The following is an 18,994-nucleotide window of genomic DNA, read 5'->3' on the forward strand; positions in this document are numbered from 1 at the left end:
TTATAAAAAATTAGTACGCGTATGAAATGGCCTTTGCAATTCCATTAAAAATTGTTGGAAATGGGATAAAAGGGTGCCACTTAAAGCATAGAAGCACTAACCTTACGCCTTATCTAGCCTAAGGGAAAGATACCCTGCATGAATACTAAACCTAATAACTGAAATCTTAGTTTGCAACGGTAGGTTTCTCCTCCTTTATTTTACTTTCAATATGATTGATAATCATAGGAGCATGTATCCTAGAGTTTTCTATAAACCACTTATGCGTTTCCATCCCGCCGCAAATTACTCCAGCCAAATAGATGCCTGCTATATTGGTTTCCATGGTCTCCGGGTTGTAGCTGGGTAGTCTTTTTGGGTCCTCGGATAAGTGAATGCCCAGTTTCTCCAAAAAGCCAAAGTTGGGCATATAACCGGTCAGGGCCAAAACGTAATCATTGGCCAATGGTACGCTTCCCTCGGGAGTGTTAATAAGAATTTCCTCCTCTCTAATCTCTTCTACCGTACTGTTGTAGTAAGCCTTTATACTCCCTTCACTAATCCTATTTAAAATATCGGGTCTTACCCAATATTTAACTCGTTCACCTATGCTAGAACCGCGAACTATTAAGCTCACATCGGCCCCTTTTCTATAGCATTCCAAAGCAGCGTCCACAGAGGAGTTGCTGGCGCCAATAACGGCCACTTTCTGATTAGAATAAAAGTGTGGATCCTTGTAGTAATGGGATACTTTATCCAAATCCTCTCCGGGGACATTCATCTTATTGGGTATATCATAGAATCCGGTGGCTACAATTACATTGTTTGCACGATAGTCGGTTTTTGTAGTGTTTACAAGAAAATGATCTTCGGTCTTTTGAACAGAATTCACCTTTTCGAAGAGTTGTATATTTAAGTTGTTAGAGGTTACAATTCTCCTGTAATATTCCAAAGCTTCGTTTCGTTTGGGTTTTGCCTCTATACTGATAAAGGGAATATCATCTATCTCCAACTTTTCGGAAGATGAGAAAAATTGCATATTTAAGGGGTAGTTGTAAAGTGAATTTACAATACATCCCTTTTCCAGAATTGTATAGGACAATCCTTTCTTTTGGGCTTCCAGTCCGCACGCAATACCGATGGGGCCACCACCGATGATTATAATATCAAAATCCTTCATTATCCCACGATTTCTTTTAATTTCTTAATTGTTTGGGTTGGGTCATCACTTTTAAAAATAAAACTTCCGGCCACTAATACATCCGCTCCGGCATCAACCAATTGTTTGGCATTTTCCGAAGTTACCCCGCCATCTATTTCTATCAGGGTATGCGACTCCTTTTGGTTAATTAAAGCCTTTACATCCCTAATTTTCTTATAGGTGTTTTCTATAAAGGATTGGCCTCCAAAACCTGGATTTACACTCATGATTAACACCAAATCCAAATCACCGATAATATCTTCCAAGAGACTTATTGGGGTATGCGGATTTATGGCAACCCCTGCGGTCATCCCCTCATCCTTAATAGCCTGAATTGTTCTGTGTAAATGCGGGCATGCCTCATAATGTACGGTAAGATTATCAGCTCCCAATTGCGCAAATGTTTTTATATACCTATCTGGATCTACAATCATCAGGTGCACATCAATTGTCTTAGTGGCATGGGCAGTAATCGATTTTAATACAGGCATGCCAAAGGAGATATTGGGAACAAAGACCCCGTCCATAATGTCTATATGGAACCAATCTGCATCGCTTCTATTCACCATTTCTATGTCTCGCTGTAGATTGGCGAAATCGGCTGCTAAAACGGAAGGTGCAATAATTTTTTTATCCATAGGAATGTGTCTGAGAGTTGGTGCAAATATAATTAAATGAAAGGTTCTACTAAAACTGCGTATTCATGGGCATGGGAATCACCGTAATAAATTTATTCCGGTTACCTATTACTAGCTGTTAGTACCAGCGTTTCTTTTTCTTTTTAGAGGCTTCGGACTTTCTTCCTTTCCTGTATTTACTACCCTTCTTTTTGTGTACCATAGGTTTTGCAGTGGGGTCTAAGGGGAAGGGGTGGTCCGTTACCACCACTATTTGCTTTTGCATTAGCTTTTGAATACTTGCCACATATTCTTTTTCTTCTGCTGCGCATAAAGAGTAAGAAATACCACTTTGTCCTGCTCTTCCGGTCCGCCCTATTCGGTGTACATAGGTTTCGGGAATATTGGGAAGATCAAAGTTTATAACATTGTCTAGTTGTTCAATGTCTATTCCCCTAGCAGCGACATCTGTGGCAATTAAGATGCTTGCTTCCTTGTTCTTAAATCGGTTTAAGGCTTCCAGACGTTCCTCTTGGGATTTTCCTCCATGCAGGGTTTCTACCTTATACTGGTTCTTGAGTAGGGATTGCTCTAGCTTGTCTACCCCGTATTTGGTTCTCCTAAAAATAAGTACATTTCCTTTTATACTGTGTTTTAAAAGATGCAAACAAAGCTGAATTTTTTCGTGTATTGGAGTGTAATAAAGCAATTGATGTACTCTTGCAGCCGCCAAGGAAGTAGGGCTTATTTCAATTTTAATGGCATTCTGTAAAATGCTATTAGTCAATTGTACTACTTTATATGGAATGGTGGCAGAGAAAAGTAGGGTTTGTTTTCCTGTGGGGCAGAGGCGTTCTATCTTCTTTACGTCTTCTACAAAGCCCATATCTAACATGAGGTCTGCCTCATCCAAGACCAGGGTTTCTACATAGTCTAAATTTACAATATCTTGTTTATGCAGATCTAGGAGTCGGCCTGGGGTGGCTACTAAAATATCTACTCCTTTTCTTAGCTCCGCAATCTGTGGCTCCATGGCGGTGCCACCGTAAATCACAGCAGTAATTAAGCTAGCGTGGGTACCGTAATCCAAGAAGTTTTCATGGATTTGAATGGCCAATTCCCTAGTGGGACATACCACTAATGCCTTAATTTTTCGTCCTTTTTTGGTGCTTTCCTGTTTGTGGAAAAGCCGCTGAAGGATGGGAAGTGCATAAGCAGCGGTCTTACCGGTTCCCGTTTGCGCAGATACTATAACATCCTTACCCTCCAAAACCAAGGGAATGGTTATCTCCTGCACTGGGGTTGGGGCGTTGTAGTTTTTTTCGGCGACAGCTCTTAAAAGCGGTTTGTTAAGCTTTAATTCCTTGAAATTCATGCAAGTTGTTTAATAATACGGATACAAAAATACGGTTAAATTGGTAGCTATTGTTTTTGTTTTTAGGTAGTTTACTCTAGGGTATGTGATTTTTTATTTTAAAAGGATATAAGATGGTCCAATGTTTTTTATAATATTCCATAGGGTGTTTTACAATCCTCAATAAAGGTTTTTAGGAACCACTTCCCAACCCCTAAAATGAAAAAACTCCGGTAATCAGCCGGAGTTTATTCATCAATCAAAAAACGAACAGTCATGATAACTGTTGTTAATGGTCACAATCTACAATTTTTACGCGTAATATCCAATTTGAGTGGGTTTTAGCGTTAAAATTAAAATTGATTAGGCTACCCAAGATACGTTTTAAGAATCTTGCTTCTTGAGGTATGCTTTAATCTTCTGATAGCTTTTTCTTTAATTTGTCGTACTCTTTCCCTAGTTAGGTCAAAGGTTTCCCCTATCTCTTCTAAGGTCATAGAGTGTTGTCCGGCTAGGCCAAAGTATAGGCGGATTACATCTGCCTCTCTTGGAGTTAGTGTTTCCAAAGCTCTTTCAATTTCGGTCCTTAGGGATTCATGTAATAAATCCTTGTCCGGATTAGGAGATTCCCCACTACGCAATACATCGTATAGGTTAGAGTCTTCCCCGTCTATCAATGGAGCGTCCATAGAGACGTGGCGTCCAGAGTTCTTAAGGGACTGCTTTACATCCTCCACGGTCATGTCTAATTCCTTAGCAATTTCCTCTGGGGATGGCTGTCTTTCATGTGCCTGCTCCAAGAAGGCAAAAGTTTTGTTGATTTTATTGATGGAGCCAATTTTGTTTAATGGCAATCTTACAATACGGGATTGCTCTGCCAAAGCCTGTAAAATGGACTGTCTAATCCACCAAACTGCATAAGAGATAAATTTAAATCCACGTGTTTCATCAAAACGCTGGGCAGCCTTTATAAGGCCAAGGTTTCCTTCATTTATTAAATCGGGAAGGGTTAAACCTTGGTTTTGGTATTGTTTTGCAACGGAAACCACAAATCGCAAGTTGGCCTTGGTTAGCTTTTCAAGGGCAATCTGGTCACCAGCCTTGATTCGTTGTGCCAATTCAACTTCCTCATCTGCAGTAATCAGGTCTACCTTTCCAATTTCTTGTAGGTACTTGTCTAAAGAAGCGGTTTCCCTATTGGTAACCTGTTTAGTAATTTTAAGCTGTCTCATCTAAATATTTCCTTTCTAAATTAAGTGCGCTAATCATATGCTGCATTAGTTATACGTAGGAATGTTGGAAATGTTACAAAGAGACCCCTTTATTTTTCATTTTTGGCTTATTGGCATAAAAAAAGCCACGTATTCACAGTTTAATTGGAATACGTGGCTGATAATTAAGAGAATGAGGTTTTACCTAGTCTCTTCTAGGTTTACGATCGCGATCTCTATTTCTATCGTTTCTCCTATCATTTCCTCGATCGTTTCTATCACGATCTGTTCTTGGAGCTCTTTCCTTAAAGCCTTCTGGCTTGGGCAAAATAGCTTTTCTAGAAACTTTCTCCTTTCTGGTTCTTGGGTCTATACCAAAGTACTTAACATCAAAAACATCGCCCATATTAACAACATCGGAAACATTTTCGGTTCTTTCCCACGCCAATTCGGATACGTGTAATAGTACTTCGTTCCCTGGGGCTTCCGTGTATTCTACTACCGCTCCAAAATCGAGCATTTTTATAACTTTAACCTCATAGATGCTTCCCACTTCTGGTTTAAACATCAAGGAGTCAATTTTTGCAAGTACCTGATCAATTCCTTCCTGAGAGGTTCCTAGAATTTCTACGATACCTTCTTCAGTAACTGGATCTTCGTTGATCACAATAGTAGTGTTGGTAGCTTTTTGTAACTCTTGGATTACTTTTCCTCCAGGTCCAATCAACGCTCCAATGAATTCGCCTGGAATAACTCTGGTAACCATTTTTGGTGCATGGGCTTTAACATCTGGATTGGGGGTGGCAATGGTTTCCACTAGTTTGTCCAAAATATGTAAGCGTCCGGCAGCGGCTTGTTTTAAAGCGTTTACCAAGATTTCATAGGATAATCCTTTAACTTTAATGTCCATCTGGCAAGCAGTAATACCATCGGCGGTACCGGTTACTTTAAAGTCCATATCTCCCAAATGATCTTCATCACCAAGAATATCGGATAATACTGCATATTTACCAGTCTCACCGTCGGAAATTAATCCCATGGCAATTCCGGAAACAGGCTTTTTCAACTGAACTCCAGCATCCATTAGCGCCATAGTACCAGAACAAACGGTAGCCATGGAGGAGGATCCGTTAGATTCTAATACCTCCGCTACTACACGAACAGTATAAGGGCAATCTGCAGGAATCATTCCCTTTAGGGCGCGTTGCGCTAAGTTACCATGACCTACTTCCCTACGAGAAGTACCTCTAATAGGTCTTGCTTCACCCGTTGAGAACGGTGGGAAGTTGTAGTGAAGGTAAAAAGTTTCCTCTCCCTCGTAGGACGGCATGTCTATCTGATTGGCTTCCCTAGATGTTCCTAAGGTAACAGTAGCCAAGGCTTGGGTTTCCCCACGCGTAAAGATAGCAGAACCATGGGTAGAGGGTAGGTAATCTACCTCGCACCAAATGGGTCTAATCTCATCAGTTTTTCTACCATCTAAACGAAGGCCTTCGTTTAGGGTTAGGTCCCTAACGGCAGCTTTCTCTGCCTTATAGTAGTATTTGGAGATTAAGTCTCCATAATCTTCTAGTTCCTCTTCAGAGAAACTAGCTTTAATTTCTTCCTTTATGGCATCAAAGGCAGCTGATCTTTCGTGTTTGGATGAACCTGCTTTAGCAACCTCGTACACCTTGTCGTAAGCCATTTCATGGATCTTCTTGGCCAACTCCTCATCTTCCCTCTCACCCTCGTATTCGCGAACTTCTTTCTTGCCAAAAGCCTCGGCTAATCTAACTTGGGCGGCACATTGTACCTTAATGTGCTCGTGGGCAAATTTAATGGCCTCAACCATTTCCTCTTCGGAAATTTCTTTCATTTCTCCTTCCACCATCATTACAGAATCTGCAGATGCACCAATGATCATATCCAAATCGGAATCTTCCAATTGGGTTCTGGTAGGGTTAATGATAAATTCTCCGTTAATACGTCCTACTCTTACTTCAGAAATAGCACATTCAAAAGGCAAGTCGGATAGTTGGATAGCTGCAGAAGCGGCCAATCCTGCCATAGCATCTGGCATAACATCCGCATCGTGAGACATCAACTGGATCATTACTTGAGTTTCCGAATGGTAATCGGATGGGAAAAGTGGGCGTAAAACGCGGTCTACCAACCTCATGGTCAATACTTCACCGTCGCTTGGCCTTGCTTCTCTCTTAAAAAAACCTCCTGGATAACGTCCAGAGGCTGCAAATTTCTCACGGTAATCTACCGTTAGTGGAAGGAAATCCACATCACTTTGTTTGTAATTGGAAACAACTGTACATAATAACATACAATTTCCAGACTTCACAACAACAGAACCATGGGCCTGTTTTGCCAATTTACCGGTTTCGATAGAAATTTCTCTACCGTCCCCGAGGTCAATGACCTCTTTAAATACTTTTGGTATCATAAATACGAATTAAAACCTACCTAGCTGTAGGCTTGTTAAACAATGGTCTTTCGTCTGTTTAGACGACGTTGTTGTGTTGTAGTTGTTGTTGACCAATGAAAAACTAGATGTAAGCTTTTTATATTGCCCTAAAATAAAAAAAAAAGGGACTTGGAAAAAAAAACAATACTGATTAAATATTAGTATTGGCAATATATAAAAAAAGGGGAAAGTAAAACGTTTCCCCTTTTTCAAATTATTTTCTAATTCCTAATTCTTTAATTATCGCACGGTATCTAACAATATCCGTCTTAATTAAATAATCTAAAAGGGATCTTCTCTTACCTACCAATTTAACCAAGGAGCGCTCGGTGTTAAAATCCTTCTGATTTTTCTTAAGGTGCTCAGATAAGTGTTGAATTCTATAGGTGAACAAGGCTATCTGTCCCTCAGTAGAACCTGTATTCTTTGCGTCACCGCCATGTTTTTTAAAAATGTCGGCCTTTACTTCTTTACTTAAATACATTCCAATATTTGTTTAATGATTATTATGTATGTGATTGTTTTTCAACCAGGCTGCAAAGATAGACTATTTTTTATATCCAGCGCGCATGATTTTTTGATTTTTAGGAAGTTTTCATTTTTGGACGAAATAGTAAAACTAAAAAGGCCCTATCTTTATTAGTCAGGGCCTTTAGCATTAGTTTCTTTATGCTTCCTTTCTTACTGGATTGTTTTCTATTAAATCTATATAGAGATTAATCTTCTTTTTAAGGTCCCTTCTATGGACAATAAAGTCTAAAAATCCGTGTTCTTGAAGAAATTCGGCTGTTTGAAAACCTTCTGGTAGTTCCTTGCCAGTCGCCTCTTTTACCACTCGTGGTCCTGCAAAACCAATTAAGGCCCCAGGTTCGGATATGTTAATATCCCCCAACATAGCGTAAGATGCGGTGGTCCCTCCAGTGGTAGGGTCCGTACATAGGGAAATGTAAGGAATGCCGGCATCGGCAAGTTGTGCCAATTTAGCCGAGGTTTTAGCCAATTGCATTAAGGACAGGGCGGCCTCCATCATTCTGGCCCCACCAGATTTGGATATCATTAAAAATGGAATCTTATTTTTAATGGAATAATCTATAGCCCTTGCAATTTTCTCTCCTACAACGCTTCCCATGGATCCACCAATAAAACTGAAGTCCATACAGGCAATCACCAAATCTTTTCCTAGTGATTTTCCCACAGCGGTCTTAACAGCGTCCTTTAAACCTGTTTTTTTCTCCGCGGCGGCCAAGCGATCTACATACTTTTTGGTGTCTTCAAATTTCAATGGGTCTTTGGAGGAGAGCTTAGCGTCTAACTCCGTGAACTCATTGTTGTCGAACAAGATTTCAAAATACTCCTTGCTGCCAATGCGCACATGATAATCATCCTCTGGACTAACATAAAAGTTTTTAGCCAGTTCATCCGATTCCACTATTTTTCCAGTGGGCGACTTGTACCATAGCCCTTTTGGGGTATCTTTCTTCTGATCCGTAGCGGTCTGAATTCCTTTTTCCTTTCTTTTGAACCAAGATGACATAAGTTACTTTTTAAGTTATAGTGTGTTCACGTTGTTAAGGTCCTCAAAGGCCTTCTTTAAACGTGTAACGAAGGTTTTCTCTCCTTCTCTTAACCAAACACGTGGGTCGTAATACTTTTTGTTAGGCTCGTCCGCCCCGTTTGGATTTCCAATTTGCGAACCTAAGTAGTCTGCCTTGTCTTTCATATAGTCTCTGATCCCTTCCATAAAGGCATATTGAAGATCGGTGTCTATATTCATTTTTATTACTCCGTAGCCAATGGACTCGCGAATTTCTTCTAGGGAAGAACCAGATCCACCATGGAAAACAAAATCTATGTGATTGTGCTCCACTCCAAATTTTTCAGAAACGTATTCCTGAGAGTTCTTTAAAATTTTAGGAGTAAGCTTTACATTTCCTGGTTTGTAAACTCCGTGTACGTTACCAAATGCCGCGGCAATAGTAAATTTAGGGCTTACTTTGGAAAGCTCTTCGTAGGCATAAGCTACCTCTTCTGGTTGGGTGTACAGTTTAGAAACGTCTACATCGGTATTGTCTACTCCGTCTTCTTCTCCACCTGTGATCCCTAGTTCAATCTCCAAGGTCATTCCCATTTTGCTCATTCTAGCAAGGTACTGCTTACAGATTTCGATATTTTCTTCTAACGGCTCCTCGGATAGGTCAATCATATGTGAGCTATACAAGGGCTTTCCAGTTTCTTTAAAGTGTTGTTCGCTGGCGTCTAATAGCCCGTCTATCCAAGGTAATAGTTTTTTGGCACAGTGGTCTGTGTGCAATATAACGGTAGCGCCATAGGCTTCTGCCAATGCGTGTACGTGCTTGGCACCTGCAACAGCTCCTAATATGGCAGCTTGTTGGTTTTCGTTAGACAAGCCTTTGCCTGCATTAAATTGTGCGCCTCCGTTGGAAAACTGAATAATGACAGGTGCATTTAGACTTGCGGCCGTTTCCAAAACGCCGTTTATTGTGTCAGAACCAATAACATTGACAGCAGGTAGTGCAAATCCCTTCTCCTTTGCGTAATTGAAAATTTTCTGAACGTCATCTCCAGTTGCAACTCCTGGTTTAATATTGTGTGCCATAATTTTAATTTATTGTAATGGTTTAAATAGATGCGACAAAAGTAAATAAAAATATTAGGGTTAAAAAGGATAATTAATTCCGATGTTAAATACCCCGTTGGCCAAATTATAGTCTCGGAACCACTTTTTGCCAGATTCTTCGGCCGGATTATAGGTTTTAAAGCCCATATCTAGTCGGAAAACAAAATACGAAAAGTCGTATCTGATTCCCAGTCCTGTACCCAAGGCGATATCGGCAAGTGATTCCAAGTTTTCAAAGGTGGCAGCGTCATCCTTAACATTATCCAATACATTCCAAATATTGCCTGCATCGGCAAATAAGGCCCCTTTAATATTCCCCACTATGGGAAAGCGGTATTCTACATTTAAGGCCAGTTTTAAGTTAGCCTCATTAAAATCGTTTAGACCCTGGGTGCTTCCTGGGCCCAAAGAGTAGGGAAGCCATGCACGATTGTCGTTGGAGCCTCCTGCAAAGTAACTTCTAGCAAATGGAATATTGTCCGAGTTTCCATATGGGATGGCAATCCCAAAAAAGCTCCTGAGTGCCAGTACGGTGTTTCTGGGGAAACTCCAATGTTGGATGTAATCGAATTCAGTTTTTATATACTGGGAGTAGGGAACCCCAAACACCAGTTTTTTATCGGTTTCGCTGGTATTAAAAGGAATTATGTTGGAGATGCCCGATAATAAATTACCTGCACTTTCTACCTTAAAACGAAATTGGTGAAAATCATTGTCCGTAATGCCAATTTTATTGTTTCTTGTGTAGGTGTAATTGCTAGTGAAGATCAGGTTGTTCTCGGAAAGGCGCTTTCTTCGCTCCTCAATACTGCTTACTTCGTTAAAGTCTAAAGAAGAGGAAGTCACTTCCCTATTTAAAATGGCATTGGTAAAGCCGGTGGTTCCAGTAGGGATTATCAATCTAGGCTCGGTGCCGTCCTCGGGAGTTTCAAAATAATCGGTCAAGGCCGGATTGTCTTGATAGTCATCGGCTATCCTATCCAGTTTGTTATAGGTATTCTGGTAAACCTTAAAAAATCTACTGGGATTCACATTGCGCACAAATTGCACGTTTAACAGTTCTACCGTATTTCTCTTAAAGTCTGTGGGCGACCAATTATATCCTAAAATGGCATTAAAGGTCTCCTTGTCCAAACCAATATTCTGTTGAAAACTGGTTCCCATAGATATTTTGGTCTGTGGAAGCATGTAGTTAGAGATTATTTTAGAGGTGCTAAAAAAAGGCATCCAAATCCTAGGTAGATTAAGATTGATATCGCCCCCAAATTCCAGAATATTAAAAAACCGATTGTCCACTATACTGGGGTCCTTGGAGGCTCCCATGTTGATTCTGCCAGAAATACTGAGGTTTTCGGCACCTTTAAATAAATTTCTTGCCTGTAGGGAGGGGCTAAAGCCCAGTCCTAAAAACTGTATGTTAGAGTGAGTGATGTCAAAATCTGTCCCCAAAGAGTATTTCGGTCGTGGGGAAAGGTAGATGTTGGCGGTCAATTTTGCCTCCGTGGTATCTGCCACGAATTCAATATTGGGGTACTTAAAGTTGTTAAGGTTGGTAATTTGACGGTGGGTCCTAATACGGTCTATTTCCTTGTAAATGCTGTCCTTTTTTAAGAAGACGGCATCGGTCAATGCCTTGGGCTTATAACGAAGTCTATCTTTGTAATAGATAGTGAAATTTTTGTATTCCACAGATTGTAGGCTGTCTTGCTCACCGTTGAAGGTGAAATCTGTGTAAATGTTGATCTTATCAAAGGAATGTACCTTGTATTCCTCGGTGGTGATTGCATTATCCGTCCTTCTTTTTAAGTCTTCTATGTTTAGTTGGATGTCTAGTTTTTTATTGCTGCCTACTTTAGTGGTATCACCAATAAGGTCAAAGGAAATAGCACTTTCCTGGAAGTTGTAAACTCCGGTGTTCCTGTATAATTCCGTTAGCCGTTCCCGTTCCATATTTAAATCTTGGAGGTTTATTTGGCTGCCCGACTTTAGGTAGGAGTCGGCCACGTAGAGCTGGTGGATAGAATCTAGTTGGGGAGAGCTAATACGGCGCAATAGCGAGTCTATTTTATAGGGGGTGCCCAAATCTATATGGTATTGGATTGCTGCCCGTTGCTTGCGGTTGCTGCTATCCACAATAAAAGTGGTATTGTTGTTAAAATAACCTTTACTTTTATAGTAGGCACTTAATCGCTGTAGGGAGCGTCTAGTTCTAAAGGTGTCAATAACTACTGGGGCTTCCCCAATATTTTTGAGCCAAATGCTTGCGCCCTTTACCAAAAAGGACTCTCCCAATCGTTCTACCTGTTTCTTGGAAAGGAATTTTATGAGTCGCTCTTCTCTCTTTTCTTTCTTGTGTAGCCAAGCGTTAAAGGAAGAATCGGGGTCTTTCTTGGCTAAATTGTAAAGGTTTAATCGCAAAGGGTATCCCAGCAGGGTGCTGTTGGGTTTCTGATAGATAAGACTATGGACATCCTCGTTGTTTACTTTTGCACTATCTGCATAGACCGTGTTTTTAGTCAATAAAAGCTCATTGTCTCCCACTCTCCTCAATGCATTGCACGAGGTCATTGCAATTACTAGCAATAATAAGCTTATTTTCGTAGCGTTAAATTTCATAAACGATCGCGTCCCTATGGAGATCAAAAATACATTATTTGTATGGTTGTAAAAAGCCAAATAAAATTTATAAAAAGTTTACAGCAAAAAAAGTATCGATTACAGAATCGCTTGTTTGTGGTAGAAGGGGTGAAAACAGTTAGTGAGCTCTTGGATTCTACTTTAAAACCGTACAAAGTGTACGTAACGGATGCTTCCATTTTTAAGGACGACTTTAAGGAGGTGGAAGAGGTAAGCGAAGCCGATCTTAAAAAAATGAGTGGCTTGTCTACCCCAAATAAGGCGCTTGGTGTATTTCATTATCCAGAACCCAAGAGAATAGATTATTCTGGTTGGGTAGTAGCCTTGGATGATGTGCGCGATCCCGGAAATCTGGGCACCATCATTAGGTTGTGCGATTGGTTTGGGATTACAGACCTTATTTGTTCCCCACAAACGGTAGATTGCTATAACCCTAAGACCTTGCAGGCAACTATGGGGTCTATTAGTAGAGTGAATATTGTATATCAGGATTTACAGGCCATTTTGGCAGAATCGGGGGCTACGGCCTTCGGGACATTTATGGATGGGGAAACCATATATGGAACTACATTGCCAACCTCCGGGATATTGGTGATGGGAAATGAGGCCAATGGCATATCATCAGAAATAGAAAATATGGTTCAACAAAGAATCAGTATTCCCCAATTTGGCCCTAAAACTGCCGAGAGTTTAAATGTGGCTACGGCCACGGCCATCTTATTGAGCGAAATAAGAAGGAGCTCCTAATTGCTATTCAAAGGTGAAATTCACAAATAATCCGCGCGTTTTCATGCTGTGAATGTTGTCTGTCCATGTGGTGTCAGGGGCAGTGTCGCGTATCAACTCGTCAGTGAGGGCAAAAACACCTCGGATGGAGGGGGAAAATTTAAAATACTCCAGGTAGAAATCGATGCCAAAGCCCATTTCGTAATAGTAGGTGTTCTTTTTCATCCTGAATTTACCATCCGAAATCTCCTCCATGCTTTTTTCGTTGCTCCCAAGGTTTAAAGAGGTAGAGATACCTCCAATAATAAATGGTTTCCAGTTACCCAATCGTTTAGTACTTACTTTTAATAGTAGAGGGAAATTGATGTAGGTGGATTTCACTTCTCTTATTGAGTCCGTTCCATTGGCGATATTACCTGGGAAGTCCAAACTTCGTTGATTGTAATGTAAGCCAGGTTCAAAACGAAGGTCTAAGTGGTCGTTGATGCGCAGTTCCCCTATTAGACCTACATTAAAACCAAGCGATTTATCCACTAGAATATCTGTGTTGTCTCCCTTATACGCTAAATAGTCAAACTTAAAATCGTATTGGTTGAAGCCTAGGAAATAGCCCCAATTAAGGAGGTGCTTGTCTTCATTCTCTAAATTTATAACGGGCCTCTCGTTAAATTGTGCAGATAAAGAGGTGCCCAAAAGCATACTGCCCATCCAAAGGATTATATTTTTTTTCATCTGCTTGGCCATGTATGGTTTTAATGAATTTACAAAAATTAGACTATAGATAAATTGTACGTTGGTGTAAATTACAAAGCAATTCCCTACCTGCTTTTACTTATTGGCAACATAAATGGATGCCACGCCAAAAGTTTGTGGTTTGTTCTCTACATTTATAAACCCTATTTTTTTTAAAATATTGTTGAAAGCTTCACCATGGGGAAAAACGGCTGCAGATTCTGATAGGTAAGTGTAGGCGCTGCGGTCTTTGGAAAATAATTTTCCAATGGTGGGCAATATAAATCTAGTGTAGAATTTATAACCTTGCTTATAGGGGGTTTTGGTCGGATTGGAGGTTTCCAAAACCACAAAAGTTCCGTCTTTCTTTAGCACCCTGTAAATTTCGGAAAGGCCTTTCTCTAGGTTTTCAAAATTCCGTACCCCAAAAGCAACGGTAATGGCATCAAAGGAATTGTCCTCAAAAGGAAGGTTTTCGCTGTCCCCTACCACCATTTTCACGGTGTTTTCTAGTTTTTTGGCTTCAATTTTCTTTCGACCTACTGCTAGCATGCCAGGGGAAATGTCTAGCCCTGTAATCTCTTCGGCTCCTGTCTTTACCATATTAATAGCCAGGTCCCCTGTACCAGTGGCAATGTCTAAGATGGATTTAGGTTTGTTTTTACCAACAATAGCCACCACTTTTTTCCTCCACTTAACGTCTATTCCAAAGGAAATAACCCTATTCAATCCGTCATACTTGCCAGAAATGGTGTCAAACATTTTTGTTACCTGCTCCTTCTTTCCTAGGTCGGAATCTTTATATGGGGTAACCTTCTTAGTCATAAGCGTAAAATTTTTGGTAAATATACTATATAGTGAAATAGATATGGGTTTATTTTTTGTTTGATCGGGGTGATAAGGTCATTTTTAAGTTGTTGAAAGTGGAAGTCAACCAGATTTTATTATGTAGTTTTGCGTCGGTTTTTAAGAGATATTGATTCCTTGGTATTAGGCCAATGGTCGTAATCTTTAAAAAAGGATAAATCCTCTTTTGATCCTTTTAAATTTTAAAAAGCATAGGTTGGACCATTATTTGTATAGGTTGGGAAGGTTGCCGTATTGGTAAGTTCGGTCTACTGTACAACTTTCAAGTTCCTATGGTTTAACGATAATGAACAAAACACACTTGTAATTTTGTACGGAAGAAGCTTAAGACTTGTGGGTTGGCAAATATTTACATTACCTTTAATTATATAATTAATATAGGATATCAATGAAAATTATTATTGCGGGTGCGGGTGAAGTGGGTTTTCATTTGGCAAAATTACTGTCGTATGAAGCCCAGGATATTACCCTCATAGACTGTGACAAGGAGAGCCTCGCATACCCCGATACCCATTTGGATATTAGGGTAATAAAAGGGGATGCCACCTCAATATCTATATTAAAGGAAGCACAGGTGGGGAGGTCTGATCTAATGATTGGGGTAACTTCCTCCGAGACTACCAATATTACCCTGTGTATGTTGGCCAAGCAATTGGGATGCAAACGTACCATTGCGCGTATTTCCAATGCAGAGTTTATACATAATAAGGACCTTATTAGATTTGATAAGCTTGGGATAGACGAGCTTATCTCTCCAGAAGCCCTAGCGGCCGCGGAAATTCAATTGCTTTTAAATCAATCTGCATTTAATAATACCTACGAGTTTGAAGAGGGGTTATTGATTATGGTGGGGGTTTCCCTTCCAAAAACGGCACCTTTCGTAGGGAAGACCGTACAAGAGGCCGCAAAAATATTTCCAGAACTCCACTTTATGCCCATCGCCCTGCAAAGGATGGGAACCCAATATACCATAGTGCCAAGAGGTGGTACCGTTTTTAGAGAAAGGGATCAGGTGTATTTTGTTACCAATAGGGAAGGCTTGGATGATCTATACAAGCTTACCGGAAAGGTGAAGCGGGAGATTAAAAATGTAATGATTCTAGGAGGTAGTAATGTAGGCTTTAAAACGGCTAGGGATCTTTGCGCAAATAATTTTAAGGTTAAGTTAATAGAAAAAAACAAGGAGCGGGCATTTGAACTTGCAGATGAATTGTCCTCCGCTTTAATCATTAATGGGGATGGACGAAATGTAGAGCTGCTAGAAGAGGAAGGATTGGAAGCAATGGACGCCTTTATTGCTGTTACTGGTAATTCTGAAACCAATATTATGTCCTGTTTGGTGGCAAAGTCTAAAAATGTGAAGAAAACCATGGCCCTTGTAGAAAATATGGATTATTTTCAATTGTCCCACTCTATAGGGATAGATACTCTGCTGAATAAAAAACTGCTTGCCGCCAACCATATATTTAGGCACATTAGGAAAGGGGAGGTTGTGGCTATGACCAGGCTTAATAATTTAAATGCGGAGATTTTGGAGTTTAATGTTAAGCCTACTTCTATAGTGAACGGAAAATATATAAGGGATCTAAATTTTCCTAAAGAGGCTACCATTGGTGGTGTAATACGGGGTAATCAAGGAATAATTGCCTTAGGTGGATTTAAGATTGCCGAAGGCGATAGGGTAGTGGTGTGTTGTTTACCCAATGCTATCCGTAAAATAGAAAAGCTTTTCCTATAACATGGCACTGAATTTCCGGATAATTTTTCACTTAATGGGTCTCCTGTTATTATGTAACGGAGGCTTTATGGTTTTGGCTGCTATTGTGAGTGGTATTTATGAAGATGGCGTAACGCTAGATATAGCCCTTGCTGCTATTGTTACCATGTTATTGGGGATGTTGTCCATGTTTTATACGCGGGAGCACGACAAGGAGGTGAAGCGGCGTGAAGGTTATATCATTGTTACTTTTGGCTGGTTGGTGATGTCTGCTTCTGGAATGTTGCCCTATCTTTTTTCCGAGTCAATTCCCGGGGTTACCAATGCCTTTTTTGAAACTATATCTGGCTATACTACCACCGGCGCGTCTATAGTAGACGATATTGAGGCCTTGCCAAAGGGTATCCTATTCTGGCGGAGTTTAACCCATTGGATAGGGGGAATGGGGATCATTGTATTGGCTATTGCTATTTTACCGCTATTGGGAATTGGGGGGATGCAGTTGTTTGCGGCGGAAGCGCCTGGTCCCGGCGGGGATAAGTTGCATCCTAGGATTACGGATACTGCTAAAAGGTTATGGTTAATATATTTTGCCTATACCGTGGCCGAAACCATTTTATTGAAATTGGCGGGGATGAACTTTTTTGACGCTATAAACCACTCCCTAGCTACACTCTCTACAGGCGGATTTTCTACCAAAAATGACAGTATGGCGTATTGGAATGATCAGCCTTTAATACAGTATATTGTTATTTTGTTTATGTTCTTGGCAGGAAGCAACTTTGTACTTAGTTATTATGCCTTTAAAGGAAAGGTTCAAAAAGTAATTAAGGACGAAGAATTTAAGTTTTACGCCATTTTTACAGGCTGCTTTGTAGTCCTTGCCGCCGTAGTAATCTATCTTAAAGCCAATGTTCCGGTATCCGAGTTTCATCCCATGGTGTTTGGGGAGGCCGAAAGTGCATTTAGGCATGCCTTGTTTCAGGTGGTGTCAGTAATCACTACCACGGGCTTTGTAACGGCAGATTTTACATCGTGGACCCCCTTTTTAACCATTCTCTTTTTTATTTTGATGTTTTTGGGAGGGTCTTCGGGGTCTACTTCTGGCGGAATTAAAGTTATGCGGCATATCCTTATTATTAAAAATGGATTGCTAGAATTTAAACGTACCATGCATACCAATGCAATAATTCCAGTGCGTTATAATAATAAGACGGTACAAGAGCATATTGTATACAATATTATAGGATTTTTAGTGCTCTATATGTTGTTATTTGTAGTGGGGTCCTTGGTGCTAGGGGCGCTTGGGCTCGATTTTGTAAGTGCTATTGGGGGTGCGGCTTCCTCATTAGGGAATGTGGGACCTGCTTTTGGGGACTTAAACCCAGTAAGCAATTACAATAGTTTACCCAGCTTAGGTAAATGGTGGTGCGGTATATTAATGCTACTTGGGAGATTAGAGCTATTTACGGTCTTGATACTGTTTTCGCCCCATTTTTGGAAAAGAACCTAGGTGGCCTCTTTAAGGTGGTAGTATCTTATTAGGAATTTTGAAGGTGGATGGTTCCTGTGATGTTTTGAAGCTTTACTTATTTTTATAAAATATATTAAATAAAAATGGACATCGGTTAGGATGTCCATTTGTAATTCTAGGGGCTTAATAAAAGGTATTATAAAACCGCCTTAATTCTTGCTATTGCTTCTCTTAATTCTTTTTCAGATGCTGCATAGGAAATCCTAATGCAATTTTTGTTTCCAAAGGCCTCACCAGTTACGGTAGCAACATTGGCATTCTCCAAAAGGTAAAGAGAGAAGTCCGAAGCGTTATTGATCTCGGTACCGTTAATAGTCTTTCCAAAGAAGCTGGAGATATCTGGGAACACATAAAATGCGCCTTCTGGTACGTTTAGGTTAAAACCTTCAATTTCACCTAACAGCTCTAAGACAAGGTCTCTTCTTTTGTGAAACTCATCAATCATATATTTAATGGAGGATACCGGGGCATTGATAGCAGCAATGGTTGCGCGCTGTGCTATGGCATTGGCACCGCTGGTAATCTGTCCCTGAAACTTGTTACAAGCCCTTGCAATCCACTCAGGGCCTCCAATGTAACCAATACGCCATCCAGTCATGGCAAATGCTTTAGATACTCCGTTAACGGTAACCGTACGATCGTACATACCATCTATATTGGCTATGCTTACGTGGCTGCCTTTAAAGTTGATGTGTTCGTATATTTCGTCAGATACCACAAAGATATCGGGGTGGTTTCTAAGTACGGCTGCTAAGCCTTCTAGCTCTTCCCTGCTGTAAACAGATCCACTTGGATTACAAGGGGAGCTAAACCACATCATTTTTGTTTTTGGGGTGATGGCCTTTTCCAATTGCTCGGGGGTCATTTTAAAATCGGTATCTATACTGGTAGGTACTTCAACCGGAACGCCGCCTGCCAATTTTACGATGTCGCTGTAACTTACCCAATATGGTGCTGGTAAGATAACCTCGTCCCCGTCGTTTAACATTACCATGGCAACATTGGCCAAGGATTGCTTGGCTCCCGTAGAGACTACAATCTGGCTTAAACCATAGGTAAGGCCATTGTCTCTTTTAAATTTGTTCGCAATTGCTTCCTTTAGGTCTGCATACCCATCTACCGGGGAATAGCTGCTGTAGTTCTGGTCTATGGCTTCCTTGGCAGCCTCTTTAATGAACTCTGGAATGTTAAAGTCCGGCTCTCCCAAACTTAGACCGATAATGTCTTTTCCTTCACTTTTTAATTCCCTTGCTTTTGCGGCCATAGCTAAAGTGGCCGAAGTTGACATGGAGTTGATCCTGTCGGATAAATGGTTCTTCATTG

Annotated in this window: 15 protein-coding genes; 3 read left to right on the forward strand and 12 right to left on the reverse strand. The window is 40.5% G+C overall.

What is annotated here, in order from left to right; translation table 11 throughout:
- Positions 1-166: 166 nt before the first annotated feature.
- From BV214_RS03640 to tamL, 9 genes are all read right to left on the reverse strand, one after another.
- The gene (locus BV214_RS03640) at positions 167-1,159 is read right to left on the reverse strand and encodes a YpdA family putative bacillithiol disulfide reductase (RefSeq protein ID WP_086476131.1); all 993 of its coding nucleotides are present in this window, start codon (positions 1,157-1,159) and stop codon (positions 167-169) included.
- Positions 1,159-1,818: a ribulose-phosphate 3-epimerase gene (gene rpe / locus BV214_RS03645; protein ID WP_086476132.1), complete on the reverse strand. Its 660-nt coding sequence runs from the start codon at positions 1,816-1,818 to the stop codon at positions 1,159-1,161. Before rpe ends, BV214_RS03640 begins: the two co-directional genes overlap by 1 nt.
- 118 nt (positions 1,819-1,936) lie before the next feature.
- Positions 1,937-3,172, reverse strand: a complete 1,236-nt coding sequence (locus tag BV214_RS03650) for a DEAD/DEAH box helicase (protein WP_086476133.1) — start codon at positions 3,170-3,172, stop codon at positions 1,937-1,939.
- Positions 3,173-3,519: 347 nt separating this feature from the next.
- Complete coding sequence (locus tag BV214_RS03655) at positions 3,520-4,383, reverse strand: sigma-70 family RNA polymerase sigma factor (protein WP_086476134.1); 864 nt, start codon at positions 4,381-4,383, stop codon at positions 3,520-3,522.
- 184 nt (positions 4,384-4,567) lie between these two features.
- Positions 4,568-6,799: a polyribonucleotide nucleotidyltransferase gene (locus BV214_RS03660; protein WP_086476135.1), complete on the reverse strand. Its 2,232-nt coding sequence runs from the start codon at positions 6,797-6,799 to the stop codon at positions 4,568-4,570.
- Between the two features lie 235 nt (positions 6,800-7,034).
- Complete coding sequence (gene rpsO / locus BV214_RS03665; protein ID WP_086476136.1) at positions 7,035-7,304, reverse strand: 30S ribosomal protein S15; 270 nt, start codon at positions 7,302-7,304, stop codon at positions 7,035-7,037.
- 183 nt (positions 7,305-7,487) lie between these two features.
- Positions 7,488-8,354 carry an acetyl-CoA carboxylase, carboxyltransferase subunit beta gene (gene accD, locus BV214_RS03670; protein ID WP_086476137.1) on the reverse strand — a complete coding sequence of 289 codons (867 nt, stop codon included), beginning with the start codon at positions 8,352-8,354 and terminating at the stop codon, positions 7,488-7,490.
- Between the two features lie 15 nt (positions 8,355-8,369).
- Positions 8,370-9,437, reverse strand: a complete 1,068-nt coding sequence (gene fbaA / locus BV214_RS03675) for a class II fructose-bisphosphate aldolase (protein ID WP_086476138.1) — start codon at positions 9,435-9,437, stop codon at positions 8,370-8,372.
- A gap of 60 nt (positions 9,438-9,497) precedes the next feature.
- Entirely contained in the window at positions 9,498-12,041 is a 2,544-nt protein-coding gene (gene tamL / locus BV214_RS03680; RefSeq protein WP_317045159.1) for a translocation and assembly module lipoprotein TamL, read from the reverse strand.
- Positions 12,042-12,116: 75 nt separating this feature from the next.
- On the opposite strand from tamL, the gene BV214_RS03685 reads away from it, so the two are divergent.
- On the forward strand, positions 12,117-12,842 hold the full coding sequence (locus BV214_RS03685; protein ID WP_086476140.1) for a TrmH family RNA methyltransferase: 726 nt from the start codon (positions 12,117-12,119) through the stop codon (positions 12,840-12,842).
- A gap of 3 nt (positions 12,843-12,845) precedes the next feature.
- Here BV214_RS03685 and porT read toward each other — a convergent pair whose 3' ends face one another.
- Positions 12,846-13,553 (reverse strand): type IX secretion/gliding motility protein PorT/SprT, encoded by a 708-nt coding sequence (gene porT, locus BV214_RS03690; RefSeq protein WP_086476168.1) that lies wholly within the window; start codon positions 13,551-13,553, stop codon positions 12,846-12,848.
- Between the two features lie 96 nt (positions 13,554-13,649).
- Positions 13,650-14,378 carry a bifunctional demethylmenaquinone methyltransferase/2-methoxy-6-polyprenyl-1,4-benzoquinol methylase UbiE gene (gene ubiE, locus BV214_RS03695; RefSeq protein ID WP_086476141.1) on the reverse strand — a complete coding sequence of 243 codons (729 nt, stop codon included), beginning with the start codon at positions 14,376-14,378 and terminating at the stop codon, positions 13,650-13,652.
- A gap of 430 nt (positions 14,379-14,808) precedes the next feature.
- Here ubiE and trkA point away from each other — a divergent pair, with 430 nt between their 5' ends.
- Both trkA and BV214_RS03705 read left to right on the forward strand, forming a co-directional pair.
- Positions 14,809-16,158, forward strand: coding sequence for a Trk system potassium transporter TrkA (trkA, locus tag BV214_RS03700; RefSeq protein WP_086476142.1), 1,350 nt, complete (start codon positions 14,809-14,811; stop codon positions 16,156-16,158).
- Between the two features lies 1 nt (position 16,159).
- The gene (locus BV214_RS03705) at positions 16,160-17,650 is read left to right on the forward strand and encodes a TrkH family potassium uptake protein (protein ID WP_086476143.1); all 1,491 of its coding nucleotides are present in this window, start codon (positions 16,160-16,162) and stop codon (positions 17,648-17,650) included.
- A 157-nt stretch (positions 17,651-17,807) separates the two neighbouring features.
- On the opposite strand, the gene BV214_RS03710 is transcribed toward BV214_RS03705, so the two are convergent.
- Positions 17,808-18,992, reverse strand: a complete 1,185-nt coding sequence (locus tag BV214_RS03710) for a pyridoxal phosphate-dependent aminotransferase (protein ID WP_086476144.1) — start codon at positions 18,990-18,992, stop codon at positions 17,808-17,810.
- Positions 18,993-18,994 lie beyond the last annotated feature (2 nt).

This window comes from Arenibacter amylolyticus (assembly GCF_002150785.1).
GTDB lineage: Bacteria > Bacteroidota > Bacteroidia > Flavobacteriales > Flavobacteriaceae > Arenibacter > Arenibacter amylolyticus.